The organism is Actinomyces israelii (genome assembly GCF_030253495.1).
Lineage (GTDB): Bacteria > Actinomycetota > Actinomycetes > Actinomycetales > Actinomycetaceae > Actinomyces > Actinomyces israelii.
In genome coordinates this window covers 2,089,864-2,115,415 of sequence record NZ_CP124548.1, presented here as the reverse complement: position 1 = coordinate 2,115,415, position 25,552 = coordinate 2,089,864, and the positions used below count along the sequence as shown (strand labels likewise).

At 68.6% G+C, this 25,552-nt stretch carries 21 protein-coding genes, 1 tRNA gene and 2 pseudogenes; 22 read left to right on the top strand and 2 right to left on the bottom strand.

All coding sequences use genetic code 11. From position 1 onward, the window contains the following. Window positions 1-26 precede the first annotated feature (26 nt). The 15 genes from AIF0345_RS08690 (at window position 27) to AIF0345_RS08620 (ending at window position 17,061) form a co-directional block, all read left to right on the top strand. Window positions 27-902 carry a ParA family protein gene (locus tag AIF0345_RS08690; RefSeq protein ID WP_043562143.1) on the top strand — a complete coding sequence of 292 codons (876 nt, stop codon included), beginning with the start codon at window positions 27-29 and terminating at the stop codon, window positions 900-902. Then, window positions 892-1,746: a segregation and condensation protein A gene (locus AIF0345_RS08685; RefSeq protein WP_285295912.1), complete on the top strand. Its 855-nt coding sequence runs from the start codon at window positions 892-894 to the stop codon at window positions 1,744-1,746. Before AIF0345_RS08690 ends, AIF0345_RS08685 begins: the two co-directional genes overlap by 11 nt. After that, on the top strand, window positions 1,743-2,366 hold the full coding sequence (gene scpB, locus AIF0345_RS08680) for an SMC-Scp complex subunit ScpB (protein WP_285295911.1): 624 nt from the start codon (window positions 1,743-1,745) through the stop codon (window positions 2,364-2,366). The genes AIF0345_RS08685 and scpB overlap by 4 nt, the downstream gene beginning before the upstream one ends. Next, the gene (locus tag AIF0345_RS08675; RefSeq protein ID WP_285295910.1) at window positions 2,363-3,316 is read left to right on the top strand and encodes a pseudouridine synthase; all 954 of its coding nucleotides are present in this window, start codon (window positions 2,363-2,365) and stop codon (window positions 3,314-3,316) included. The genes scpB and AIF0345_RS08675 overlap by 4 nt, the downstream gene beginning before the upstream one ends. Further along, window positions 3,313-4,470 carry a prephenate dehydrogenase gene (locus tag AIF0345_RS08670; RefSeq protein WP_285295909.1) on the top strand — a complete coding sequence of 386 codons (1,158 nt, stop codon included), beginning with the start codon at window positions 3,313-3,315 and terminating at the stop codon, window positions 4,468-4,470. Before AIF0345_RS08675 ends, AIF0345_RS08670 begins: the two co-directional genes overlap by 4 nt. A gap of 223 nt (window positions 4,471-4,693) precedes the next feature. Further along, window positions 4,694-6,853, top strand: a complete 2,160-nt coding sequence (gene der, locus AIF0345_RS08665) for a bifunctional cytidylate kinase/GTPase Der (RefSeq protein WP_268916256.1) — start codon at window positions 4,694-4,696, stop codon at window positions 6,851-6,853. A 322-nt stretch (window positions 6,854-7,175) separates the two neighbouring features. Beyond that, a complete protein-coding gene (locus AIF0345_RS08660) occupies window positions 7,176-7,895 on the top strand; it encodes an amidohydrolase family protein (protein WP_353962048.1) in 720 nt (239 codons plus the stop codon). 50 nt (window positions 7,896-7,945) lie between these two features. After that, window positions 7,946-9,124 carry a low temperature requirement protein A gene (locus AIF0345_RS08655; protein ID WP_285295907.1) on the top strand — a complete coding sequence of 393 codons (1,179 nt, stop codon included), beginning with the start codon at window positions 7,946-7,948 and terminating at the stop codon, window positions 9,122-9,124. A gap of 32 nt (window positions 9,125-9,156) precedes the next feature. Further along, complete coding sequence (locus AIF0345_RS08650) at window positions 9,157-9,918, top strand: hypothetical protein (protein WP_285295906.1); 762 nt, start codon at window positions 9,157-9,159, stop codon at window positions 9,916-9,918. 373 nt (window positions 9,919-10,291) lie between these two features. Then, the gene (gene pgi, locus AIF0345_RS08645; protein WP_285295905.1) at window positions 10,292-11,947 is read left to right on the top strand and encodes a glucose-6-phosphate isomerase; all 1,656 of its coding nucleotides are present in this window, start codon (window positions 10,292-10,294) and stop codon (window positions 11,945-11,947) included. A 137-nt stretch (window positions 11,948-12,084) separates the two neighbouring features. Next, a complete protein-coding gene (moeB, locus tag AIF0345_RS08640) occupies window positions 12,085-13,203 on the top strand; it encodes a molybdopterin-synthase adenylyltransferase MoeB (protein ID WP_404975916.1) in 1,119 nt (372 codons plus the stop codon). A 127-nt stretch (window positions 13,204-13,330) separates the two neighbouring features. Beyond that, window positions 13,331-13,407, top strand: a tRNA-Pro gene (locus AIF0345_RS08635). A gap of 668 nt (window positions 13,408-14,075) precedes the next feature. Continuing rightward, window positions 14,076-15,242 carry an ISAs1 family transposase gene (locus AIF0345_RS08630; RefSeq protein WP_285295904.1) on the top strand — a complete coding sequence of 389 codons (1,167 nt, stop codon included), beginning with the start codon at window positions 14,076-14,078 and terminating at the stop codon, window positions 15,240-15,242. Between the two features lie 317 nt (window positions 15,243-15,559). After that, window positions 15,560-16,618, top strand: a complete 1,059-nt coding sequence (locus AIF0345_RS08625; protein WP_268916251.1) for a virulence RhuM family protein — start codon at window positions 15,560-15,562, stop codon at window positions 16,616-16,618. A 95-nt stretch (window positions 16,619-16,713) separates the two neighbouring features. Next, window positions 16,714-17,061, top strand: coding sequence for a COG3415 family protein (locus AIF0345_RS08620; RefSeq protein WP_285295903.1), 348 nt, complete (start codon window positions 16,714-16,716; stop codon window positions 17,059-17,061). Between the two features lie 87 nt (window positions 17,062-17,148). Here the strand turns inward: AIF0345_RS08620 and AIF0345_RS08615 are convergent, their stop codons facing one another. After that, on the bottom strand, window positions 17,149-17,319 hold the full coding sequence (locus tag AIF0345_RS08615) for a hypothetical protein (RefSeq protein WP_285295902.1): 171 nt from the start codon (window positions 17,317-17,319) through the stop codon (window positions 17,149-17,151). Between the two features lie 58 nt (window positions 17,320-17,377). Beyond that, window positions 17,378-17,479 (bottom strand): annotated as a pseudogene (locus AIF0345_RS16680) (hypothetical protein); the annotation flags it as partial. Between the two features lie 406 nt (window positions 17,480-17,885). On the opposite strand from AIF0345_RS16680, the gene AIF0345_RS08610 reads away from it, so the two are divergent. From AIF0345_RS08610 to AIF0345_RS08585, 7 genes and pseudogenes are all read left to right on the top strand, one after another. After that, on the top strand, window positions 17,886-18,233 hold the full coding sequence (locus AIF0345_RS08610) for a helix-turn-helix domain-containing protein (RefSeq protein ID WP_285295901.1): 348 nt from the start codon (window positions 17,886-17,888) through the stop codon (window positions 18,231-18,233). A 102-nt stretch (window positions 18,234-18,335) separates the two neighbouring features. Continuing rightward, window positions 18,336-18,653: a hypothetical protein gene (locus AIF0345_RS08605; protein WP_285295900.1), complete on the top strand. Its 318-nt coding sequence runs from the start codon at window positions 18,336-18,338 to the stop codon at window positions 18,651-18,653. Further along, window positions 18,622-18,726, top strand: a pseudogene (locus AIF0345_RS16675) (hypothetical protein); the annotation flags it as partial. The gene AIF0345_RS08605 and the pseudogene AIF0345_RS16675, both read left to right, overlap by 32 nt. A 58-nt stretch (window positions 18,727-18,784) precedes the next feature. Next, the gene (locus AIF0345_RS08600; RefSeq protein WP_285295899.1) at window positions 18,785-18,955 is read left to right on the top strand and encodes a hypothetical protein; all 171 of its coding nucleotides are present in this window, start codon (window positions 18,785-18,787) and stop codon (window positions 18,953-18,955) included. Between the two features lie 1,140 nt (window positions 18,956-20,095). Continuing rightward, entirely contained in the window at window positions 20,096-21,364 is a 1,269-nt protein-coding gene (gene ltrA / locus AIF0345_RS08595) for a group II intron reverse transcriptase/maturase (RefSeq protein WP_285295898.1), read from the top strand. 1,157 nt (window positions 21,365-22,521) lie between these two features. Continuing rightward, a complete protein-coding gene (locus AIF0345_RS08590; RefSeq protein WP_285295897.1) occupies window positions 22,522-23,265 on the top strand; it encodes an HNH endonuclease in 744 nt (247 codons plus the stop codon). A gap of 459 nt (window positions 23,266-23,724) precedes the next feature. Beyond that, the gene (locus AIF0345_RS08585; RefSeq protein WP_285295896.1) at window positions 23,725-25,470 is read left to right on the top strand and encodes an SWIM zinc finger family protein; all 1,746 of its coding nucleotides are present in this window, start codon (window positions 23,725-23,727) and stop codon (window positions 25,468-25,470) included. Window positions 25,471-25,552: the final 82 nt, after the last annotated feature.

Genomic DNA, 25,552 nt, shown 5'->3' with positions numbered 1-25,552 from the left:
GAGCGGTTATCGACTAGGCTGCCAATGTGAGTGAGTCCAACCAGTCCGGCCTGATCGACCTGAACTCCTCCACGGAAGAGCCCGAGGAGAAGGTTTTCCCTGAGCCCGCCCCACTGGAGTCGCATGGTCCCGCACGCGTCATCTCCATGTGCAACCAGAAGGGCGGCGTCGGGAAGACAACCACCACCATCAACCTCGGAGCGGCCCTGGCCGAGTACGGGCGCAAGGTCCTCATTGTCGATTTCGACCCGCAGGGAGCCGCCAGCGCGGGCCTGGGCGTCAACGCCCACGAGCTGGAGTCCACCATCTACAGCCTGCTGGTCTCCACCAGTCCGGACGTGCGCCCAGTGATCCACTCCACGCCCGCCGAGGGGCTTGACATTGTCCCGGCCAATATCGACCTGTCCGCGGCCGAGGTCCAGCTGGTCAACGAGGTCGCCCGCGAGCAGGCCCTGACCCGGGTCATCCGCCCGGTGCTGGATGAGTACGACGCCATCCTGGTCGACTGCCAGCCCTCGCTGGGGCTGCTGACCATTAACGCCCTGACCGCCTCCCACGGCGTCATCATCCCGCTGGAGACCGAGTTCTTCGCACTGCGCGGCGTCGCCCTGCTGGTGGAGACCGTCGACCGGGTCCGCGACCGCCTCAACCCCCGCCTGCAGATCGACGGCATCCTGGCCACCATGGTCGACCACCGCACCCTGCACGCCCGCGAGGTCCTCGAGCGCCTCGACGACGCCTTCGGCGAGCAGCTCTACGACACGCAGATCCGCAGGACCATCAAGTTCCCCGACGCCACCGTCGCCAACGAGCCGATCACCAGCTACGCCCCGACCCACCCCGGCGCGGAGGCCTACCGTCGGCTCGCCCGGGAGGTTATCGCCCGCGGCAATGTCGCCTGAGGCGGCCCCTGAGAGCGCCCCGGCCCCCCTGGCTGCGTCGGCGGGCGGCGAGGAGGAGGCGGCGGCGCGCCTCCCCGGCTTCTCCGTCAGCCTGCCCCAGTTCGAGGGCCCCTTCGACCTGCTCCTGGCCCTCATTGCGCGTCGCCGCCTGGACGTCACCGAGCTCGCCCTGGCGGAGGTCACCGACGAGTTCATCGCCCATATGCGCGCCGACTGGGATCTGGGGCGGGCCAGCGAGTTCGTCGTCGTCGCCTCCACCCTGCTCGCCCTCAAGGCCCATCGCCTTCTTCCGCACGAGGACGGCGACGAGGAGGAGGACCTGGAGCTCCTCGAGGCCCAGGACCTCCTGTTCGCCCGTCTCCTGCAGTACCGCGCCTACAAGCAGGCCTCCCGGTGGCTGGCCGACATGGCCGCCGCCGCCTCGCGCAGCCACCCCCGCGTCGTCGGCCTGACCCCCGAGCTCGCCGCGCTGCTGCCCCGGCTCGTGGCCACCGTCGACGCCGCCGAGCTCGCCCGGCTGGCGGTGCGGGCCTTCACCAGGCCCGCGGACCCCGGCGTCCAGACCGTCCACCTGCACGAGCGGGTGGCCGTCGGAGAGCAGCTGAGCCTGATCGCCCTGCGCCTGCGGCGCCACGGCACCCTGACCTTCAGCCGGCTCATCGACGACGCCGGGCGCTCCGCCGTCGTCGTGGCCCGATTCCTGGCCCTGCTCATCCTGCACCGCCAGGGCAGCGTCGACCTTGATCAGAGCGAGCCGATGGGGGAGATCACCGTGGCGTGGTGCGGCGGCGAGGGGGACCTGGCGGGCATTATGACCCCGGATGTCGAGGAGGAGTTCGAATGAGGCAGAACCCGCCCGCCCGCCAGGGGGAGCTGAGCGCCGTGCCCGGGGACCGCCTGCGGTCCGCGGCCGAGGCGGTGCTCGTCGTCGCCGACGAGCCGGTCACCACCGCGGCGCTGTCCGAGGCCCTCGGGCTGGGGGAGGCCGCCACCGAGGCGCTCCTGGAGTCCCTGGCCGCCGAGTACGCCGGCCGCGACGACGCCGGGCGCCCCCGCGGATTCGTGCTGCGCCGCGCCGCCGGGGGGTGGAGGCTCGCCTCTGCGCCGGAGTTCTCAGACCTCGTCGAGCGCTTCGTCGTCGGCGGGGCGACGGCCCGCCTGTCCCAGGCGGCCCTGGAGACCCTCGCCGTCGTCGCCTACCGCCAGCCCGTCACCCGCGGGCGCATCGCCGCGATCCGCGGCGTCAACGTCGACGGCGTCGTGCGCACCCTGCACGCGCGCGGCCTCATCGAGGAGACCGGCACCGAGCCCAGCGGCGCGATCCTGTACCGCACGACCGCCGAGTTCCTGGAGTACCTGGGCCTGGACTCCCTGGAGGACCTGCCGCCCCTGGCCCCCTACCTGCCCGACACCACGGCCCTGGACGACATTGAGGACGAGATGACCGAGAGGAACCACCGATGAGCGGCGACGAGCTCGACCTGACCGGTCAGGAGTTCTACGACGAGGACGACCTGGAGGAGCTGGACGAGACCGCCGACTCCGGCCAGCTGGCCGCCTTCGACGCCGAGGCGCTGGGCGAGGACGAGGAGGCCGAGCTCCTCGCCGCCCGCCGCCGCGCCGCCCGCGGCGGGATCGACGACCCGCACGTCGCCGGCGGCGAGCGCCTTCAGAAGGTCCTGGCCCACGCCGGCGTGGCCTCCCGGCGCGCCTGCGAGGCGCTCATCGCCTCGGGACGGGTCAGCGTGGACGGGGTGACCGTGACCGGGCCCGGCGTGAGGGTCGACCCCGTGGCGCAGGAGATCCGGGTTGACGGCGCCCGCGTCCTGACCGACCCCGACGTCATCACCGTCATGCTGCACAAGCCCGCCGGGGTGGTCACCACCATGGAGGACCCGGAGGGCCGCCCCACCGTCGCCGAGCTCGGGGCCCGGTGGGTGGCCGAGCACGCCGCCGAGCTGGAGAGCCCCGGCTCCATCCGCCTCGTGCACGTGGGGCGCCTGGACACCGAGACCGAGGGACTGCTGCTGCTGTCCAACGACGGCGAGCTCGCGCACCGCCTCACTCACCCCAGCTATGAGATCGCCAAGACCTATGTGGCGATTGTCGAGGGCAGGGTGGAGCACTGGGTGCCGCGCAAGCTCAGGCGAGGCATCGAGCTGGACGATGGCGAGGCCCGGGCGGACCGCGTCACGATCAAGGACTCCGGGCCGCGCGGCTCCATCGTCGAGATCACGCTGCACTCCGGCCGGAACCGCATTGTGCGGCGCATGCTGGCCGCGGTCGACCACCCGGTGGCGCGCCTGGTCCGCACCAGGCTGGGACCGCTGACGCTCGGGTCTCTGAGCCCCGGGAAGATGCGGCGGCTCACCGGCGACGAGGTCGCAGCCCTCCAGAACGAGGTCGGGCTGTGAACGGCTCCTCCTCGCCGGCGTTCTCGACCCGGGGGCCGGTGCTCGTCGTGGGAACCGGCCTGCTGGGCACCTCGCTCGCCCTGGCCCTGACCGCCGCCGGAGTCCAGGTGCAGCTGTCCGACACCTCGCCCACCTCCCTGGCCCTGGCCCGCGACATGGGCGCCGGGCGGGTGCGCGCCAGCGGCGACGCCGAGCCGCGCATGATCGTAGTCGCCACGCCCCCCGACGTCGCCGCGAGCGTCGTGGTGCGCGAGCTGGACGCTCACCCGGGCGCCGTGGTCACCGACGTCGCCTCCGTCAAGAACCGCGTCGCCGCAGAGGTCCGCGCCCGCGGGGGCGAGGGCGCGCGCCGCTACGTCGGCTCCCACCCCATGGCGGGCCGTGAGCGCTCCGGGGCCGCAGCCGCGGACTCCGACCTGTTCGCCGGGCGCCCCTGGGTGGTCGTGGGGGAGGGGGCCGACCCGGAGGCGGTGCTCCGGGTCCGCAACCTTGCCGTCGACGTCGGCGCCACCCCGGTGGCCATGGGCGCCGCCGAGCACGACGCCGCGGTCGCGGCCGTCTCGCACGTCCCCCAGCTGCTCAGCTCGCTGATGGCCGCACGGCTGGAGGACCTGCCCGAGTCGGCGCTGGCCCTGGCTGGCCAGGGTCTGCGCGACACCACCCGTATCGCCGCCTCCGACCCGCGCCTGTGGTCGGCGATCGTGGTCGGCAACGCCGGGCCGGTGGCCGAGCTGCTGCGCGCCGTGCGCGACGACCTCGACATTCTCATCACAGGCGTCGGCCCCGCCGCGCTGCCGCCCGACTCGCCCGAGTACGCCGCCCCGGGAGGCGCGGAGACGATCGCCCCGGGAGCGGTGGGCGCCGTCACCGACGTCATGAGCCGCGGCAACACCGGGCGGGCCCGCATTCCCGGCAAGCACGGCGGTGCGCCGCGCCGCTACGCCGTGGTCCAGGTCCTCGTGCCGGACTCGGCCGGCGAGCTCGGCAGGCTCTTGTCCGACGTGGGGGCGGCCGGGGTCAATGTCGAGGACTTCTCTATGGAGCACTCCGCCGGGCAGAGCGCCGGCCTCGCCATGCTCTCCGTGCTGCCCGCGGCGGCCCAGGGCCTCCAGGAGGCGCTGGACGCGAAGGACTGGCGGGTCGTCGCCGGCTAGGACTCCGCTCCGGTTCTCTGGCGGGAGAGGTCCCGCGTGCGGGAGCGTGGGTGGCCCTTCACAGGATCTACGGGCTCGGGCCGCGACGTGCCGCTGTGGATGACGGCAGCCGGGCGAGGGTGCTGCGGCCCCCGCCGTGCGCGATCTCATGGCGGTCGCGCACCGAGGAGGCGCGCCGCCTGTGGGACCCTTGGACGGGTTCATCGAGTTCTGGAGGAAGCACATGGGAATCGTCGTCGCGATCGACGGGCCGAGCGGATCGGGCAAGTCGACCGTTTCCAGGCGCGTCGCCTCCAGGCTCGGCCTGGCCTATCTCGACACCGGCGCCATGTACCGGGCGGCCGCCTGGTGGTGCGAGCACGAGGGCGTGGACCTTGATGACTCGGGCGCCGTGGTGCGCGCGGTCGAGGCCATGCCCCTCGTCATGGGCATGGACCCCGAGGCGCCCGGCGTCGTGTGCGACGGCGAGGACATCGCCACCGCCATCCGCGACCCCCACATCGCCACCATCGTCTCCAGGGTCGCCACCAACCTCGAGGTCCGCGCCGAGCTGGCCCGCCTCCAGCGCGGGCTCATCCGCGCCGAGGCCTCCGGTGGGCCCGGCACCTTCTCCGACGGCGCCGGCGTCGTCGCCGAGGGCCGCGACATCACCACCGTCATCGCGCCCGACGCGGATGTCCGCCTGCTCATCACCGCCAGCGAGGAGGCCCGGCTCGCCCGCCGCGCCGCCGACCTGGAGGCCGCCGGCAAAAGCGTCGACGCCGCCGCCCTGCGCGACCAGGTGGTCCGCCGCGACCGGGACGACGCCACCGTCTCCCAGTTCCTCACCGCCCCGGAGGGCGTCACTCTCGTGGACACCTCCGAGATGGACCTGCCCGAGACCGTCGAGCACGTCATCTCCCTGATCGAGGCGTCCCTCGACCGGGCCGCCGAGCACGACCGCCAGGACATCCTGCGGGCCCAGGCGCTGCGCCAGGGGCTGGCCGACTACGAGCTCGACGAGGACGACCTCGCCCTGCTGGACGGCCGGGACGCTCCGGCCGACGGCTCCGGCCCGGAGGCAGGACTGCCCGTCCTGGCCGTCATCGGCAGGCCCAACGTCGGCAAGTCGACCCTGGTCAACCGCGTCCTGGGGCGCCGGGCGGCCGTGGTCCAGGACGTCCCCGGCGTCACCCGCGACCGCGTCTCCTACCCGGCGGAGTGGGCCGGGCGCCACTTCACCATCGTGGACACCGGCGGCTGGGAGGTCGACGTCGCAGGGCTGGAAGCCGCCGTCGCCGCCCAGGCCGAGGTCGCCGTCGAGATGTCCGACGCCGTGCTGCTCGTCGTCGACGCCCAGGTCGGCATCACCGAGACCGACGCGCGCATCGTGCGCATGCTGCGCGGGTCGGGCAGGCCCGTCGTGCTGGCCGCCAACAAGGTGGACTCACCGGCCCAGGAGGGAGACGCCGCCGCCCTGTGGAGCCTGGGGCTCGGCGAGCCCTACGCGCTCTCCGCCCTGCACGGGCGCGGCAGCGGCGAGGTCCTGGACGCCGCCATGGCGATCCTGCCCGAGGTCTCCGCCGTCGCCGGACCGGGGCCCGACGACGGCCTGCACCGCATCGCCCTGGTGGGACGGCCGAACGTCGGCAAGTCCTCCCTGCTCAACTCCATCGCCAGAGCCACCCGCGTGGTGGTCAATGAGGCGGCGGGCACCACCCGCGACCCGGTCGATGAGGTCCTCGAGCTCGACGGGCGCCAGTGGGTCTTCGTGGACACCGCCGGGATCCGCCGTCGTGTGAGGCAGGCCCGCGGCGCCGACTACTACGCGGTCCTGCGCACCCAGGGCGCCATTGAGAAGGCCGAGGTCGCAGTCGTCCTCCTGGACGCCTCCGAGCCGGTCACCGACCAGGACGTGCGCGTCATCCAGCAGACGATCGACGCCGGGAGGGCCCTCGTACTGGTCAACAACAAGTGGGACCTGGTCGGCGAGGAGCGCCGCCGGATGCTCGCCCGGGAGGCCGGGCGCGACCTGGCACACGTGGCCTGGGCGCCGCACATCAACCTGTCGGCGCGCACCGGCTGGCACACCAACCGGCTCGTGCGGGCCCTGGACGCCGCCCTCGAGGGATGGACGACGCGCATCCCGACCGGCCGCCTCAACGCCTTCCTCGGGGAGCTGCAGTCCGCGACCCCGCACCCGCTGCGCGGCGGCAAGCAGCCCCGGATCCTGTTCGCAACCCAGGTGCAGACCGCGCCGCCGCGCATTGTCATCTTCGCCACCGGTTTCCTGGAGGCCGGCTACCGCCGCTTCATCGAGCGGCGCCTGCGCGAGGAGTTCGGCTTCGTCGGCACGCCCATCCAGATCGGGGTGCGTGTGCGCGAGAAGCGCAAACGGCGCTGAGAGGGGATCAGGCGGCTTGCGCCCTTCTGCCATCGTGCGAGAATCGCGCGCATGTCCCGCCTCATCGATGTCCATGCCCACTATGTTCCGGACTTCTACCGTCAGGCGCTTATCGACTCAGGCAGCAGCACTCCCGACGGCTCGCCCATCCCCGCATGGGACGAGGCAACGAGATACCAGTCGGATAAGGGAGCGTTGAGGCTCGCCCATCCCCGCATGGGACGAGGAGACGCACCTGGCGCGCCTGGAGGAGCTGCGCCTGGACGCAGCGGTCCTGTCCCTGTCCAGCCCCGGGGTGAGCGGACTGCCCGATCCAGCGGCAATGGCGCGGCGCGTCAATGAGCGAGGTCATGAGATCGCGCGCAGGCACCCCGACGCATTCGCCTATCTCGCCTGCCTCCCGCTTCCCGATGTTCCCGCGTCCTGCGCCGAGGCCGCATGGGCGCTCACCGACGGAGGCGCCGCGGGAATCGGTCTTCTGACCAGCTACGACGGGATCTATCCGGGCGCCCCCGAGCTCGAGCCGCTGCTCGAGATCCTCGATGCCCGCGCGGCGACGGTCGTCATCCACCCGACCTCGCCCCGGGGCGCCGAGCACCTGACCTGCGGGAGGCCGAGCCCCGTCATCGAGTACCTCTTCGAGACCACCCGCGCCGTCACCGATCTCCTCCTCGCCGGCGCGGTGGCCCGCCACCCGCGCATCCGGTGGGTCGTGCTCCACAACGGCGCGGCGATCCCGTCCGTGATCGACCGGGTCGCCATGTTCGCCGAGGTGATCCTCGGGGCCGAGGCGGAGCCGCTGGCGCAGCTGCGCTCCATGTTCTTCGAGATCGGCTCCTCCGCGCCCTTCCCCCGGGCCGCGCGGAGCATCGCCGACCTGGTCGGCGCCGAGCAGCTGGTCCTGGGCACCGATACCCCCTATGCCCCGCCACAGGTCGTCACCGAGAGCATCTCGCGGATCCTGGCCGGAGAGCTGGACCAGGTGGTGGACATCGGGCGCATCGCATCGACCACGGCCGCGCTCTTCCCAGCCCTGGCCTGAGGGCCATCAGCCGGCCATCCATCACACGAGAAGCTTAAGGAGAAGCAACAGTGAGCCGCCCAGACGCCAGCCAGTCGCCCGCCGCCAAGACGGTCATGCCGCACCGGGCCGTGGACCCGGTCATGCTGTTCTTCGACCTCGTCTACGTCTTCCTCATCACCGAGCTCAACGGCGTGCTGCGCGCCGGGGAGGGATGGCGGGGGATTGTCCACTGCGCCGTCCTGCTGGCCCTCATCTACTGGCAGTGGGTGCTGGTGACCGTGCAGTCGAGCATTCGCGACGCCTCCACCGGCCGCCACCGCTTCGTCATTATGCTCCTCATGCTCATCGCCATGGTCAGCGCGGTGGCACTGCCCCAGGCCTTCGGAAACCGGGCGCTCCTGTTCGCCGTCACCTGCTGGACGTCCCGCCTGGTCATCACCTTCCTGCTCGCCCGCAGCGAGAACAGCAAGGCCTTCCGCATGGACCTGACCTCCAGCCTCATCCAGGGACCGCTTCTTCTCGGCGGGGCCGCTCTGGGAGGCGCCGGGCAGCTGGCGCTGTGGAGCCTGGCCGCGCTGTGGGAGATCACCGGCCCCTTCCTGCACAGTCGGGCCATGAGCGCCCAGCGCTACGACGTCGGCAACGTGGTCGAGCGCTTCAGCCTCCTCATTATCGTGGCACTGGGGGAGACCATCGTCTCGATCGTGACCCCCCAGGCCGATCTCGAGCACCTGTCCTGGGCCGGCCTGGGCGGGCTCGTCGCCGCCTTCATTCTCGTGGGCGGGCTGTGGTGGGCCTACTTCCACCACAGCCTCAGCCTCATGGAGCACTACATCGGCCGGGCGCGCATCACCTTCTTCGCAGTGCGCAGCCTCCTGGCCTACGGCCACCTGGCCCTTGCCGCCGGGCTCATCGCCCTGGCGGCGGGGCTCCACCACGTGATGGAGGAGCCGAACCACCGCGTCCCGGCGGAGTCGACCGCCCTGCTGTGCGGAGGCGTCGTCGTCTTCCTCGCCATGTTCGCCGTCGTGCGTCTGCGCAACGCCCGGCGGATCTACCGGTCCCGGGTCGTGGCGTGCCTGCTGTGCCTGGCCCTCATCCCGGCGGGGACCCGCATGAGCGGGCTGCTCCTGGTCGCCCTCCTCGCGGCCGTCGCCGTGGCCGAGTGCGCCTGGGAGACCCTCGCCCCGCGCAGCGCGGGCGTGCCCGAGCACGAGGAGCTCGCGCACCTGGCGGCGACCGCCTGAGCCCGGCGGTTGACGACGATAGGGTGGCGCGGATGGATACCACGACCGGCGGAACCGACGGATACGAGCCGAGCCCCGCGGTGAAGGCCCACCTGGACGAGCTGGACCGCCCCGGGCTGCGCGAGCTGGTGCTGACGCTGGCCGGCCGCTCCGAGACGGCGCGCCAGGCGCTGGAGACTGCAGCCGGGCTCGCCGAGGGCCGGCGGGATCCGGCGGAGAACGACCTGGTTCGAAGAGCGGACGCCCTGCTGTCCGCGCCCAATGGCTACGAGGGCTACGACCCCTATGACGACTACTTCGACGGTTATAACGACAACGGCTATGCCGCCGACATCGGCGCCTTCCTGGACGAGCTGGAAGCCCTGATGCGCAGTGGCGGGGCCGACGCCGCCGCCCTCCCGCTGCGCATGATCATGACGCGCCTGAGCCCGGACCTGGAGGAGGGCCTGGGCGATCTCGAGGGCCTGACGGAGGCGGTCTGCGAGCGGGCCGCGGACCTGTATGCGCGCGCGTGCCGCGAGGGCAGCCCCGACGTCGAGGCGCTGGCGGTGTGGCTGGTCCAGCATCGGTTGGCGTTCCCGAACTGCCCGACCCTCGCCCTTGCCGATTTCCTGGCTGCGCTGGGGGAGGAGGGACTCGCCGCCTACCGGCGGGCCGTCGCGGATGCTCCAGCCGGCCGGGAGAGGCTCAGGCTCGAGCGGGAACTGGCCGACTCGGAAGGGGCCGTCGATCGGGCCGTCGATCGGGCCGTCGAGCTGTTGGCGCGGGGGAGCGCCCCCGGTACGCAAGGATAATCAAGCAGCTGCTGGCGGCGGGACAGGGCCGAGAGGCCCTGGGCCGGCTCGACCGCGCAGATCGCCGCGCGGTTGTGCGACATCGCCGCGGCCGCCGACGAGGCCGCCGCTGCGGGGACCGCCGTCGGACACCTATTCTTCGAGCATGAGCGGTCCCGAACTTCTACGCTCTCGACGACGGCGCGGTTCCGAGGCCCCGAGGCCGGACCATTTTCGACGTCGATCCTGGCGACTGCCCGGTGAGGGTCACGGTGGCGGACGTCTCTCGCGAACAAGATGGAAGCCATGAGAGGGAGGCCTACGATGACTGAGCACGGGCAGACACGGGACCTCGGCCCAGGGCGCCGGGGCGCACGCCCCCTACACTGATCTCATGCTGAAGCCCGTCGATGCCACCACCACGCCCGCCTGGAAACAGCTCACCGAGCTCCACAAGAACCTTCACCCCGACCTGCGCGCCTGGTTCGCCGAGGACCCCGGCCGCGCTGAGCGCTACTCCTACGAGGTGGGCGACCTCTTCGTCGACCTGTCCAAGAACTTCCTCACCGACGAGGTGCGCGACGCCCTGGCCCGGCTGGCCGAGGCCGTCGACGTCCCGGGCCGCCGCGACGCCATGTTCGCCGGCGAGCACATCAACATCACCGAGGACCGCGCCGTCCTCCACACCGCGCTGCGCCGCCCGGCGACCGACTCCCTGACCGTGGACGGCCAGGACGTCGTCGTCGATGTCCACGACGTCCTGGAGAGGATCTACGCCTTCGCCCGGCGCGTGCGCTCGGGGGAGTGGACCGGAGTGACCGGCAAGCGCATTAAGACGGTCGTCAACATCGGGATCGGCGGGTCCGACCTGGGCCCGGTCATGGTCTACGAGGCCTTGAGGCCCTACGTCCAGGACGGCCTGAGCGCCCGCTTCATCTCCAACATCGACCCCACCGACTGCGCCGAGAAGGTCGCCGACCTCGACCCGGAGACGACCCTGTTCATTATCGCCTCCAAGACCTTCACCACCCTGGAGACCCTCACCAACGCCCGCATGGCCCGCGACTGGTTCCTCGGCGCGCTCGCCGAGCGGGGCATCAGCACCGACGGCGCCATCGCCAGGCACTTCGTGGCCGTGTCCACCGCCCTGGACAAGGTCGAGGCCTTCGGCATCGACCCCGCCAACGCCTTCGGCTTCTGGAGCTGGGTGGGCGGACGCTACTCGGTGGACTCCGCCGTCGGCACCGTCCTGGCCGTGGCCATCGGCCCGGAGAGCTTTCGCGACTTCCTGGGCGGCTTCCACGCCGTCGACGAGCACTTCGCCACCAGGCCCCCAGTGCAGAACGTCCCCATGCTCATGGGCCTGCTCAACGTCTGGTACGTCAACTTCTACAAGGCGGACTCGCACGCCGTCCTGCCCTACGCCCAGTACCTGCACCGCTTCCCCGCCTACCTCCAGCAGCTCACCATGGAGTCCAACGGCAAGTCAGTGCGCTGGGACGGCAGCCCGGTGACCACCGAGACCGGTGAGATCTTCTGGGGCGAGCCCGGCACCAACGGCCAGCACGCCTTCTACCAGCTCATCCACCAGGGCACCCGGCTCATCCCCGCCGACTTCATCGCCGTGGCCAACCCCGCCCACCCGACCAAGGACGGGGGGACAGACGTCCACGAGCTCTTCCTGTCCAACTACCTGGCCCAGACGGCCGCCCTCGCCTTCGGCAAGACCGCCGAGGAGGTGCGCGCCGAGGGCACGGCCGAGGCCATTGTCCCGGCGCGCGTCTTCGCCGGCAACAGGCCGACGACGTCGATCCTGGCTCCCGCTCTCACGCCGTCGGTGGTGGGCCAGCTCATCGCCCTGTACGAGCACATCACCTTCACCGAGGGCATCGTGTGGGGCATCGACTCCTTCGACCAGTGGGGCGTGGAGCTCGGCAAGAAGCTCGCTCTTCAGATCGCCCCCGCCGTCCAGGGCGACGCCGCCGCTCTGGAGGCCCAGGACGCCTCCACCCAGCAGCTCATCCGCCGCTACCGGGAGCTGCGGCACTGAGCGCAGGACCCGATCGGGCCGCCGCGGGCGCTCCCGGCGGGGCCGGTGCTCCCGGCCTCAGGCCGGAGGAGCCGATCATCGCGGCCGGGCGCCTGCGGCCGCTGTCGGCGGCGCAGAGGCGCCGCTACTGCCGCAACATGCTCGTCCCCGAGGTGGGCGTGGCCGGGCAGCAGCGCATCCGGGCAGCCCGTGTCCTGATCGTGGGGGCGGGCGGGCTCGGCTCGCCCGTGGCCCTCTACCTGGCGGCCGCGGGGGTGGGGGGCCTCGGCATTGTCGACGACGACGTCGTGGCCATCTCCAACCTGCAGCGCCAGGTCGTCCACACGACGCCGGGAGTGGGGCAGGCGAAGGCGGAGTCGGCACGGCGCGCCGTGGAGGCCCTCAACCCCGACGTCGAAGTCGTCGCGCACCGGACCGCGCTGACGAGCGCGAACGCGCTGGAGCTGCTGGCCGGGTGGGACGTCGTCGTCGACGGGACGGACAACTTTCCGACGCGCTACCTGCTCAACGACGCCTGCGTCATGCTCGGGATTCCGCTCGTGCACGGGGCCGTGTTCCGCTCTGACGGGCAGGTGGCCGTCTTCGACGCCCGGCGCGGCCCGTGCTACCGCTGCCTTCACCCGACGCCGCCCGAGCCGGGGGCGGTGCCCTCGTGCGCCGAGGGCGGGGTGCTGGGAGTCATGCCGGGGATTATCGGGACCATGCAGGCCGCCGAGGCGCTCAAGCTCATTGTCGGCGGGGCGCAGCCGCTCATCGGGCGCATGGTGCTGCTCAACGCCTGGAGGGGGCGGAGCGGCGAGCTGCCGATCGCCAAGAACCCGGCCTGCCCCGTGTGCGGGGCCGAACCCACCATCACCGAGCTCGGCGACTACGAGGCCTTCTGCGGTGTGCGGACGCCGGGGGATACTGATGACGGAAGCGCCAACGAGCTGAGAGGACGCACCATGAACGAGATCACCGCCACCGAGCTGCGCGCGCGAGTCGCCGCGGGCCGGGCGCCCGGAAGCACGTACACGCTGCTGGACGTGCGCGAGCCCAGCGAGGTCGCGATCGATGCCATAGAGGGCTCCCTGCGGATCCCGCTGGGGGAGGTCGTGGAGCGCATGGGCGAGCTGGACCCGGGCCGGGAGACGGTCGTCCACTGCGCCGCCGGGGTGCGCTCGGCGCGGGCCATCGAGGCGTTGACGGCGGCCGGCTACACGGGGGCGCTCACCAACCTCGCCGGCGGCATGAAGGCCTGGAACGAGAGCGCCTGAGCCGGGGCCGCCTCGACCGGGTCATCGGAGCGGGCGGTGAGTGGCGTCACCGCCCGCAGATTTCGAGACCGGGGGACTCATGGGCTAGAGTTCTACCCGTTGCGAGCGGTGCTGGGCCGCGAGGCGACGGGCTGTGGCGCAGCTTGGTAGCGCACTTGACTGGGGGTCAAGGGGTCGTGGGTTCAAATCCCGCCAGCCCGACCAAACACTCGACACTCAAACCCACGTCCTGAGAGACCTCGGACGTGGGTTTTTGGGTTGAAAGCGGCGTGTTCTGGACTGTTTTTGGTGGTTTGGGGCCACGAGGTCGGTTCGGCGGCTGCGTGGTGGGGCTGGTGTTTGCGACCTCGTGACCCCCTGCGACCTGGTGATTCCGTGGTGCCTGCAGGGTCTGTGCTGCGTCTGGCGGCTGCGGTGTGTGGGGTGGGTTGCTGGGTGTGGTGGCAGGGGCTGCTGCCTGGTCTGTCTTCAGGTAGTCGGCCGGCTGGGGCGCTGTCGCTGCTACCCTGGGCCGGCTGTGCTGGGTGGTTCCGGTCGTGCTGGCGATAGCCTCATCAGTGCTGTGTGGGTTCTGGTCCTCGTCTGGTTCCTGCGGGTTCGTGGCGAGAGGCTTCATACTCTCCTCGCCCTCGGGCAGGATCTGCTCGCTATCCGTCGGGCTCCCGCCCCTGCTCAGGCCTAGGATGCTGTTGAAGGGCGGTAGGCGGGTGGCGGTGGTGGTGAGTTGTCCGAGACACGCCCGGAAGTCCAGATCAGCTGTGCCCCCAGGGGGTCGGCGTAGTCGTGGGTGTGTTGGTGGGGGTGCGGCGCGGTTCCTGGGGTGACGATGGGTGTGTCCTACGCACCCTTTCGTCGTCAGGAGCCGCGCCGCTATGCCATCTTCCCCTATCAACATTGCTGGGCGCCAGCCGAGCCTGATGCAGGTCTTGTCCACCGTGCCCGGTCCCAGGTGCGCCCGGGGAATGAGGCACCGGCTGGAGGTGATCCTGGCCGTGGCGGTGGGGGCCGTGCTGTCCGGAGCGCGCAGCCTGCTGGCCATCGGGCAGTGGGCCGCCGGCCTGGACGCCGAGGCGCGCACAAGGCTGGGCCTGCCCGCCTCGGCGCGCCTGCCCGAGGAGACCACGATCCGCCGCGTCCTGTCCAGCGTCGACGGAGCCGCCCTGGACGCGGCCGTGGGAGCGTGGATGTGGTCGCGCACCGCCGCCACCGTCGCGGGCAGACGCGTGCTGGCGGTGGACGGCAAAACCATGCGGGCCACCGCAACCCACCTGCTGGCCGTTCTGGATCACGCCACCGGCGCGGTCGTGGCCCAGCAGGAAGTCGGGCCCAAGACCAACGAGATCCCCGCCCTGCGGGACATGATCGACGATCTCGTGGCCCGCCTGCCGGGCCTGGACGGCGCGGTGACCACCGCCGACGCCATGCACACCCAACGGGCCACCGCCGAGGCGATCACGGCCCGCGGGGGCCACTGGGTCCTGACCGTCAAGGCCAACCAGCCCAGGCTGCTGGCCCAGCTCAAGGCCCTGCCCTGGAAGGACACTCCCGCCACCACCGCAGCCGAGCGCTCCCACGGCCGATACGTGCGCAGGACCATCAAAGCACTCCAGGCACCTCAATGGATCGACTTCCCCAACGCCGCCCAGGTCCTCCAGATCCGGCGCACCCGCACCACCAGGACCAAGGACGCAAGCAACAAACGCACCACCGAGACCGTCTACGCCATCTGCTCCCTGGACATGATCGCCGCCCCGCCCGATCACGTAGCAGCCTGGATCCAAGGCCACTGGGGAATAGAGAACCGCCTCCACTGGGTCCGCGACGTCACCTTCGACGAGGACCGCCACCAGCTGCCCACAACCACCACCGCCCGAGCCATGGCCACACTCAGGAACACCGCCATCAGCCTCATCCGCCTCACCAGCCCCGACCACCCCAGCCGACAACGCCGAAAAAGCAGCATCGCCTCCACCTGCCGCTACTGGGCAACCCACCCCCACCAAACCCTCCAACAACTCACACAACAACCCACCCCATAACAACGCCGACCCCCTGGCTGTGCCCCAACGAGTTACGTGTCTTAGGTAATATTTACCAATTTTTCCTCAACTTGTTATATATATTTTATATATGACGGCAGAAGAGTTATCTAGAAGACAGCAGACTGCCCGCATTGTGATCGTATCGCAAGAGTTTGAAGGCATGCCCATGGACGTTCGTATGAGGCAAGTCCTTGAGGCGTTTTCTCAAGGGAAGATTTCTGTTGACGATTTGCTGGCGTTAGCGCGCCAGTGCACCGAGGGCACCGGTCATAGCAACCCAACTGTCCGAAATAGAGGTAGCGTATAATAAGAGCATGTCTAACCACGCCTCACCTTCCAACTCTCAACCCGATCCTCGTCGCAGGCTGATTCGTAACTCCACGGCTGAGTTCCTGATCTTCACGGCGCAGGACGGGAGCGGCAGCATTGAGGCGCGGTACGAGGACGAGACGGTCTGGTTGACGCAGAAGCTGATGGCTGAGTTGTTCGATGTCGATGTGCGCACCGTCAGCGAGCACCTGGGCAACGTTTTTTCCTCCGGCGAGCTGGAGCGGCAGGCAACTATCCGGAGATTCCGGATAGTTCGAACCGAGGGCACCCGGCAGGTGACGCGCAGCATCGACCACTACAACCTCGATGCCATCATCTCGGTTGGTTACCGGGTCAACTCGGTGCGGGCCACTCAGTTCCGCCAATGGGCCACTCAAGTGCTGCGCGACTTTGCCATCAGGGGCTACGTCATCGACCGGGAGCGCATGGAGAACGGCAGCTTCCTGGGCCAGGACTACTTCGAGCGCCTGCTGGAGGAGATCCGAGAGATCCGCCTGTCCGAGCGGCGCTTCTACCAGAAGGTCACCGACATCTACGCCACCAGCATCGACTACAACCGTGACGCCCCGACCACCAGGCGCTTCTTCGCCACCGTCCAGAACAAGTTGCACTACGCTGTCCACGGCCAGACCGCTGCCGAGCTCATCCGCTCCCGGGCTGACGCCGACCAGCCCCACATGGGCCTGACCACCTGGGCGAGTAGTCCAGACGGCAAGATCCTGCCCAGCGACGTCATCATCGGCAAGAACTACCTCACTCGCGCCGAGCTGGAGGACCTGGGCAGACTGGTCAACGCCTTCCTCGACCTGGCCGAATCCCGCGCCCGCCGCCACATCCCCATGACCATGCAGGACTGGGCCACCCGCTTGGACGCCTTCCTCGACCTTGACGACCGCCAGATCCTTGAGGGCACCGGGCGCATCTCCAAGTCCCAGGCCGACGACCACGCCCTGAGCGAGTTCCAGAAATACCGCATCACCCAAGACCGCCTCTACACCAGCGACTTTGACCGGCTGGAGGGTGAGGCTGGGGTGGTGGAGTAGGATCTATGGCTGGAATTAAACAAAATGGCATTCTGGGGCAACTGCTGCGGGATTCCTGATTGGTGTTTGCGGAGCATCTCGTATAGGATTGCTTCATGCGGATCGATATGACGGACGAGGAGCGGGACATCCTTATCAGGTGGAAGAAGCGCTCGGACACCTACAAGCTGGTGAGAATGAAGGCGGAGGCGATTGTGTACGCTGCCCGTGGTGTCTGCCTGGATATTATCGCGGAGATGGTCGAGCGGGCCGAGGGGACGGTACGCGAGTGGCTTTCGCAGTGGCGGCAGACCAGGTTGAGCTCTGTGGTAACCGGTCACGCCGGAGGTGAGAACGCGGCGAAGCTCAAGAGGGTGCAGAAGGAGGAGCTGGAGGAGATTCTTGGTAAGCTACCCTCGGAGTCGGGAGTCAAGGCCGGTTTCTGGGGCGTCCCGGCCCCTTGAGGACGTCGTGTCCATCAAGTTCGGCGTCGAGTACAGGTCTGAGTCCTCCTGACCGGCTGCTTATGCGTTTTCTAGGTATGGCTGGAATTAAACAAGATCGGTGTGTGATGGTGTGACTGGTAGGTGCTCGAAGTCGTAGTCGAAGGTGCGGCTGGTGATGTAGGCGGTGAAGGCCGCGAAGGTGTTCTCCGGGGCGAGCGCGCGGGGGTTGGCGATATTGTTCTTGGCGGCGTTCCACACGTGTTCTGTGGGACCCAAGGTCTGGGGCGTAGGGGGGCATGTAGATGGGCGTGATGCGCTCCAGAGCCCGACCAGGGGCATAAAGATCGTTCAAGGCCTTGGCGTGGTGGAACCTGGCGTTGTCCAGGACGACCGCGATCTTCTTTCCCTCATCGGTCTCGCGCTGAAGACGATCCATCATGAGGGCGGGTCTGCTCGGCGTTCTGGTTTCCCTCGATCGGGTAGATCCTCATCTTCTTGGTCGTCAGGCTCAGTGCCCCGAGGAACGACCGGCTCGCCTTCTCGCGGTCCACGTACAGGCTTTGTTCTCTTTCCCTTGGGAAGCCACATGCGCCTCGTCTCGGCCTCGTGCTCGACGCGGACCTCGTCGACGGTGCAGACCTCCCAGCCTTCTTCCGGCAGATCGTTGACCTGGCGCCGGATCTCGGCCATCCGCCTGGCGATGGCCTCCTCGTCGCGACGCCCCACGAACGGGTCGGGCAGCAGAGGCTCATATGGCCGGAATTAAACAAAATGGCATTCTGGGGCGGCTGCTGCGGGATTCCTGATTGGTGTTTGCGGAGCATCTCGTATAGGATTGCTTCATGCGGGTCGATATGACGGACGAGGAGCGGGACATCCTTATCAGGTGGAAGAAGCGCTCGGACACCTACAAGCTGGTGAGAATGAAGGCGGAGGCGATTGTGTACGCTGCCCGCGGCGTCGGCCTGGATATTATCGCGGAGATGGTCGAGCGGGCCGAGGGGACGGTACGCGAGTGGCTTTCGCAGTGGCGGCAGACCAGGTTGAGCTCCGTGGTAACCGGTCACGCCGGAGGTGAGAACGCGGCGAAGCTCAAGAGGGTGCAGAAGGAGGAGCTGGAGGAGATTCTCAGTAGACCGCCCTCGGAGGCAGGCGTCAAAGCCGGTTTCTGGGACGTCCCGGCCCCTTGAGGACGTCGTGTCCATCAAGTTCGGAGTCGAGTACAGGTCGGACTCCTCCTATCGGCTGCTCATGCGCTTTCTGGGCACGAGCCTCTGCTGCCCGACCCGTTCGTGGGGCGTCGCGACGAGGAGGCCATCGCCAGGCGGATGGCCGAGATCCGGCGCCAGGTCAACGATCTGCCGGAAGAAGGCTGGGAGGTCTGCACCGTCGACGAGGTCCGCGTCGAGCACGAGGCCGAGACGAGGCGCATGTGGCTTCCCAAGGGAAAGAGAACAAAGCTGTACGTGGACCGCGAGAAGGCGAGCCGGTCGTTCCTCGGGGCACTGAGCCTGACGACCAAGAAGATGAGGATCTACCCGATCGAGGGAAACCAGAACGCCGAGCAGACCCGCCCTCATGATGGATCGTCTTCAGCGCGAGACCGATGAGGGAAAGAAGATCGCGGTCGTCCTGGACAACGCCAGGTTCCACCACGCCAAGGCCTTGAACGATCTTTATGCCCCTGGTCGGGCTCTGGAGCGCATCACGCCCATCTACATGCCCCCCTACGCCCCAGACCTTGGGTCCCACAGAACACGTGTGGAACGCCGCCAAGAACAATATCGCCAACCCCCGCGCGCTCGCCCCGGAGAACACCTTCGCGGCCTTCACCGCCTACATCACCAGCCGCACCTTCGACTACGACTTCGAGCACCTACCAGTCACACACCCACACACCGATCTTGTTTAATTTCAGCCATACCTATACTTGTAGCAAATACACAATGATTTCGGTATAGTTTATTAGAATATGACGCATTTGAACAGCCTGCAATCCACTTCTCCCTCACGCCGTATTCTCCGCCTCAAGGTGTTATTCATGTGGGGTGTTACCAGCCTGTTCTGTAGAGGTCGAGTTTGGTGGTCAGGATGATGATGTCGGGGAGCTCTGTCAGGCGGTGGCGGTAGCCGGTGGACAGGATCTTCCATTTCTTCAGTGTGGCGATGGTGTGCTCGATGGCGGCGCGCGTGGAGGATTGAGGTGCCTGGTGTTTCTTGGGCAGTGGTGGAAAGAGTGCTGTTTTGAGAGATGAGGTTGAATCGGCTCATGTCGGCGCAGGGGCTCAGTAGTGAGCTTAAGGAGCAGGTGGTCTTTGAGGTCGCGGGTGAAGGGGCCGGACTATCGCGGAGGTGGCGGGGTCCTACGTGGTTCCTTGGGGCGGTGGGGGGGCTGGGTCAGGAGATGGTGGAAGGGACCATCCGGAGTCCGTGGATGCTGAGGTCGGTGCGGAGCGGTCGGCGGGGAGCAGGAGGCTGCGTGCCTGGCTGCGAGAGGCCAGGAGCTGGGAGGCGGGCTCCTGGGCAGAAGCGGTTTCCTTCGTGTGTCCTGAACGGAAGTGGGGTGCTGGTGTGGATCAGTGGCCTGGGGATGGTGTTGCATAGACGATGAGGGTGTGGCCCCTTGGAGTCGTTGTGCGGACAGTGACTTCAAACCGCCTTGTGCTGCGTTGGCTGAAGACCGTCGTGGTGAGCGTTCAAGGAAAAGGCGTCCGTGGGCGGGTGTCAGGTGGGGATCGGGAAGACGAACGTGAGTGAACCGCTGTTGATGCGTCGAGATGCTTGGATGACATCAGGACCGGGGTTTGAAGGTGTCCCTGGGATGAGTCTGGCGGTGTGTCCGCAGTGCTGGCCAGGCGGTGTCCGTCTGTGTTGGCGGCGTGATCCCGGTCTGCTGGGTCTGTGCGAAGCAGGAGAAGGCGCCCTGGTTGTGGGGTGCTGGCGGACCGGCTCGTAGTAGCGTCGAGACTCCTGTAATGGGAGTGGAGCCAGGGGGCTGGGTCGTTCGTGGTGTGTTCGTGTCGGTCAACCAGGTCTCTGGGAGGAGCTGGATATGAGCAGGTCGCTGTCGGAGGTACCAGGAGGCAAGTCCTTCGATATCTCCAAGCAGCTGGTGATGGATGCGTGGCAGCGGGTCAAGAGCGATAGGGGAGCGCTGGGGGTGGATGAGTGCTCGGTGGAGGAATTCGAGGAAGACCTGGCAGGCAACCTGTACAAGATCTGGAATCGGATGTTCTCGGGGAGCTGCTTCCCGCCGGCGGTGAGAATGGTTGAGATCCCCAGACCGCAGGCAGGCACCAGGGTCCTGGGCGTGCCCACGGTCGCTGATCGTGTGGCCCAGACGGCAGCTGCCATGGTGCTGGAGAAAGCGGCCGAGCCGGTCTTTCACCCTGACTCCTACGGTTATCGCCCTGGTCGTGGCGCGATCGATGCGGTCGCGGCCTGCCGGAGGCGGTGCTGGAGCAGGAGCTGGGTGATAGACCTGGATATCGAGGCGTTCTTCGACAGCGTTCCGTGGGATCTGGTGTGCAAGGCGGTGGGTGCGGTAGGCGCCCCTGGTTGGGTGATGCTCTACGTCAAGCGCTGGCTGGCCGCCCCGTTGCAGCATCCCGACGGCGCGGTGGTCGAGCGTGTGCGGGGAACCCCGCAGGGCTCGGCCGTCTCCCCTGTGCTGGCCAACCTGTTCATGCACTACGCGTTCGATGCATGGCTGGCCCGGGCCTTCCCCGGGGTGGTCTTCGAGCGCTACGCCGATGATGCGGTCATCCACTGCCGCAGCCTGACTCAGGCCCGGGGCGTGCTGGCCGCGCTTGAGGCGCGCATGAAGCAGGTAGGACTGCGCCTGCACCCGCGCAGGACGCGGATTGTGTACTGCAAGGACGCCAACCGGCCGGGCTGCTATGAGCACACCGGTTTCACGTTCCTGGGGTATGAGTTCACGGAGCGCACTGTCAAAGGCCGCCACGGGCTGTTCAGGAGCTTTAGCCCGGCAGCGTCCAAAACGGCCCTTAAGACGATGAGTGCGCGGCTGCGCTCCTGGAGGCTTCACCGATGGGTCCGGGCTACCGCCCGTGATCTGGCTGAGCACATCAACCCGATCATGCGTGGCTGGATGAGCTATTACGGTGCTTTCCACCCATCGGCCCTCTACCCACTGCTCAAGCGGGTCAGCTCCTACCTGATCCGCTGGCTGCGGGGGAAGTACCGACGGCTGCGGCGCAGCTGGAGGGCAACCATGCGCAAGTGGTACGGCGGCATCAAGGCCGCACCGGGTTACTTCGTGCACTGGGCCTGGATCACTGGTCCAGGCCCTCTGTGGTGACAGTAGAGCGACAAGAGCCGTATGACGGGAGACCGTCACGTACGGTTCTGTGGGAGCCCGGGGGCCACGGCCCCCGGGCCACCCGACTTCGCCCAGAGGGTCCCGGTAGGCGCCCGGGCGCGCGCCTGCGTCCACCGCGGTAGACAGGAAGCTACCCGATCACTATTGGTGTGCCGCTGTCTGAAAGTGTCTCGATCAGGCTGTTACGCCTGGCTGGGCCGGGAGCCATCAAGAACCGTGCGACGCAGGAAAGAGCTCAGCGCCTTGGTCGAGTGGGTCCTCAACAGCTCCCGCACCACCCTGCGGGCTGCCGCCGCATCCCATGTCGCCGGGGCCCGCAGAGGCGTTGAGACGAGCCCGGACACGGCGTGCACCCGCCCGCTCGGGGCCCGCCAGGCCGCGGCCACGCCGAGAGGGACCCGGCGCCACCGCCCTGGGCTGCTGGGCCTGGGGCTCGCGTCCCGACCTGGTCCGGCGGAAATTCACCGCCAACAGGCCGGGAGAGCAGGTGGGTGGGCGACACCCACCTACATCATCACCTGGGAGGGGTTCGTGTACCTGGCGACCGCCCCCCCCCGGGCTGCTGCACGAGGAAAGCAGTCGGGTACGCGACTGGGGCGACAGCACGCGGCACCGACTCCGTTGTGCGAGGCTATCGACATGGCGGCCCGCAGGCGCCCGTACACGACAGGGGGGAGACGGTATTCCACTCCGACCGGGGCTGCCAGTACACATCCGATCCGAGCAGCTCGCCGGGCACCTGGAGAGTTATAGAGCTCGCCCTTCGGTGGGCAGGACCGGGGTGTGCTGGGCGGGTGCCCGGGCGGAAGTCGGCGGGCGCCGCCCTGAAGGAACGAGAGGATCTATCAGATGGTGTATCCCACAAGAAGCAAGGCCATCCGGGATACTGCCTCCCAGGTCGAGCCCGGTACACACAATCAGAAACGATTCCATTCCGCCCTGGGGCACAGGACGCAGGGCGAGGTCCACCAGGAGCACCGAGCAGTAAGACAAGCAGCCTGAAAGACCGCTTTCAGAGCTGTCCGAGACACGCCCGGCTGCCCAGAGCTCCTGGTCGGCACCTGTCATGGGTACTGCAACAATACTGTTGCTAACATTGGTCTCTTCATGTCGGCGGCGAGTGTTAGGCTCAGTTTATGAGCGATGACACATCTACGGTTGTTCCTACGTGGCGTATTGGCGCATGTTCTAATTGTCTCGTGTCGTTGAATCCGGAACATGTTACCTCGAAAAATGCGGCTTTTTGCTCGCTTCATTGTCGCAAGCAGGCCGAAAAGGTTCGGTACGTTCGAGCCGTGATTCGGGATGGCAGAATCAGTGTTCCGATGACTCGTGACGTCATTTACAAAAACATGATCGTTTTCCTGGCTCTTGACCTGGCCTACGTGCGCCCACAGTTGCCTGCCGACCTGCGGAAGTCAGTGCTGGCACGTAATAATGGGAGGTGTGCTATCTGCAACTCTGCTCCGGCTGCCGAGGTTGATCACATCAGAGGAGGTTCATCCGCTCCCGAGAACCTGCGAGGCCTTTGCCGTCATTGCCATGAGGCGAAGCCTCGCGGTCCGATCCCCGACGACTTGACAAGAGACGGCAACGGCGCGGTTGATTTTGGTCCCGAGACGAGAGCGCTCCAATCAGCATGGCGCGCCGCGTTACTGACTGGGTTGCCGCTCGACGAAGCTGCCGAGTGGTCTGACCTCCGCGATTGCGTCGAGGTGTACGCGGACACGCGCTTCGGCTGGGTGACCAATCAGATTCTCTGTGATGAGCCAGTCTCGCCGGCTCACCGTGAACTGACGTGGCGGACGGAGTGGCCGCGTGTCCGAAAGGAATACATCAACTGGGCGAAAACCGCATGTTCGGCGAGCCGGAACTGCTGACAGCTGTACGAAGTTTCCGGGTGACCGCCCCAAATAGCGGGAGGTAGGCGGTAAAGTGCCGCAACCTCACGGATGCTCGCAACGAACTGGCCCGACCGCTTTCGCCTGGGCACTTCGCCGGAGCGCCACCGTCGGCTGCGCTCACTGAATGGGAGCATAGGGGACCGGGCCCTTCGCGAACGACAGGCCCTGAACCTCGTGGCGGTCCTGCGGTCGGGGGCCTTCTACCTGGGACTCGCTCGGATGGGTGCCTGAGGGGCAGGAGTACATCGAGGCCGACAGCGCCCGGGCCGCCCTGGAGCGCCTGGGCTGAGGGCTCCTGCCGGCCGCCGCGACCCGGCTCGGCGGCGATCCAGCCGGCCGAGAGCCAGCCGAGGGCCCACCGGCCCCGGCACTCCGGGGCGCCCTGACACGGAGCCGCTCCTTGCCCGCCCACCGCCGGCCTGCGACGCTTGACGCATGGCAATCATTCTGGACGGGGTCCTGAGCGAGACGGCGCTGCTCGACGCCGCCGGCGACGCCGTGTACGAGCGCGGCGAGGACTGCATCGACGAGGTCTCCATCACCAGCACCTCCACCGGCGGCACGACCGCAACGGTCACCAGCACCGTTTCCCACGACGTGCGGCTGACCTGGCGCGGCGACGGCATCGACGGCACCTGTACGTGCCCGTACTTCCCCGACCACGGATTCTGCGAGCACATGGTCGCGGTCGGACTGACCGCCCTCAGCCATGCGCGCGACACCATCATCGTCCCCGACCGCCCGGCCGCAACGGCCCTGACGCCCGAGTCCGCCACCGCCGTCGAGACCTACCTGGAAGGCCTGTACGACGAGGAGCTGCGCGACCTCGTCCTCACCCTCGCCTCAGCCAGCCCCAACGCGCTTCGCGCCCTGGAGAACGCGGCCGGTCTCGCCCTGGACGGCGCCGACGCCGCCGATGCCGACGACATCGAGCTTATGGCAACCGCCCGGTCCCTGACCTCCATACACGATGTCCTCGACTACTACGAGGCCGACGCCTACGCCGGTGAGATCAACGATTTCCTCGACGAGCTCGAGCCCCTTCTGGACGACCCCGAGGGAGCCGACAGCGCGGCCCCCGCCCTCCTGCACATCGCGACCCGCCTGCGCGCGCAGCTCGAGAACAGCATCGACGACTCCAGCGGCGCGGTGTCGAACACGTGCCAGAGTGCCATCGACCTCTATGCGCGGGCCTGCTGCGAGGGGAACCCCGACGGCGTCGAGCTCGGCCTCTGGCTCGCCGACTTCCGGCTCACCTCACCGGGATGGCCCAACGTCGCCCTGAACGACTTCCTCCCCGCGCTCGGGGAGGAGGGACTGGCCGAGTATCGCCGCATTGTCAACGCCGCCGCAAGGCAGGCCGGCGACGAGGGCCGGGCCCGGGACTACGAGCTGACCGGCATGCTCCTCGAGCTGGCCGACCATGATGACGACGTCGACCGCGCCATCGACCTGCTCTCAGGGGGCGCACGCCCCCGGTACGCGGCCATGATCGAGCGGCTCCTGGCCGCCGGCCGGCGCCGCGAGGCCATGGCCTGCCTCGATTGCGCCGTCGCCGACTCCCAGGTCATCGGCGCCAACCTCCGCTACTGGGCCGCAGCTGGCACCTCCTACGAGGTCGACCCCGCTCGCGCTGTCGACCTCTACCTGGAGGACGGGCGCAGCGAGGACGCCCTCGCCCTCGCCCGCGGCCTGTTCCGCTCCAGCCCGACGCCGGAGACCCTCGACTTCCTCCTTGCCACAGCCGAGCGGCTCGACCGCCGGGAGGAGGAGCAGAGGGCCGCCCTCGAGTGGGCCGAGAGCCAGGACTGGCGGACCGGGGACACGGTCATCGCCCTCGCCCTGCACATCGACGACGTCGACCGCGCCTGGGCGGCCGCGGACCGCTGGGGCGCGGACTGCACCTGGCAGGCCCTCGCCGACGCCGAGCCCCAGCCCCGCCCCGACGACGCCATCGACCTGTACCGTCACCGCGTCAAAGAGGTCCTGCGGAAGACCGGTCGGCCCTCGGCCCAGCAGGCGGTCGCCATGGCCTCCTGCATGCGGCGGATCGCCGTCACGGCGGACGACCAGCACGCCGGCCGGCACCTGAGAGCCTTCAACGCCTGGGTCGACGACCTGCGGGAGACCTACCGGCACCGCCCGACCGTGCGCGACGAGCTCGACCGCGCGGGTCTGTGAGGACCGGCGGCCCGCCCGCCCCCGGAGCCCGGCACGCGCCGCACATCCCGAACCTGCTGCAGGCCCTCGACGCGGCGGCGCG